Source organism: Aequorivita xiaoshiensis, assembly GCF_022008395.1.
Lineage (GTDB): Bacteria > Bacteroidota > Bacteroidia > Flavobacteriales > Flavobacteriaceae > Aequorivita > Aequorivita xiaoshiensis.
On sequence record NZ_JAIRBB010000068.1, the window covers coordinates 1 to 518 of the forward strand.

The 518-nt window shown below is 31.9% G+C and carries 1 protein-coding gene; it reads right to left on the minus strand.

Annotation, left to right across the window (positions count from 1 at the left end; genetic code table 11):
* Positions 1 to 518 (minus strand): DUF6794 domain-containing protein (locus K8344_RS14005; protein ID WP_237609298.1); only part of this gene is annotated, 518 nt, incomplete at both ends.

The window sequence follows — 518 nt, forward strand, 5'->3', positions numbered from 1 at the left end:
TCTCTTGTATTTTCGACTGTGTATAAATAATTATGCAAAGTAGTTCTATCAGTTCCGTCATATCTCCATCCCGTTTCTCCTGTTAATGGAACTTTAATTACATCTCCTATTTCTAATTCTTTAAACTTTTTCTTAAGATTTTTTCTTTGATTTTTTATTCCGTCCCAATAAGCTTTGTAAGAATTAATTTGTGCGTTCAGTTCAATGGGTTTGTTGTTTAAGTCTCTGTGAAAAGAAGTCAAAATTATTGACGACATATCGTCTGGATGAGAAATTCCTTTTGATTTGAAAAATCTTGATATTCGGTTTTTGCCTTTCCACAATTCCCAACCATTTCTAATTCCCATTCCAGTTCCAAAATGTAATTCAGATACAGCTTCGTCTTCTTCTTTATTTTTAAATTCCGTTTTGTCAGATTCCGACCATTCACAATTAAAATATTCAATTGCGTCTTTTAGATTTTTCGGAATGTATTCTTCCTTATATTCTTTGCAGTCCTTTTGTGAGAAGACTGTTCC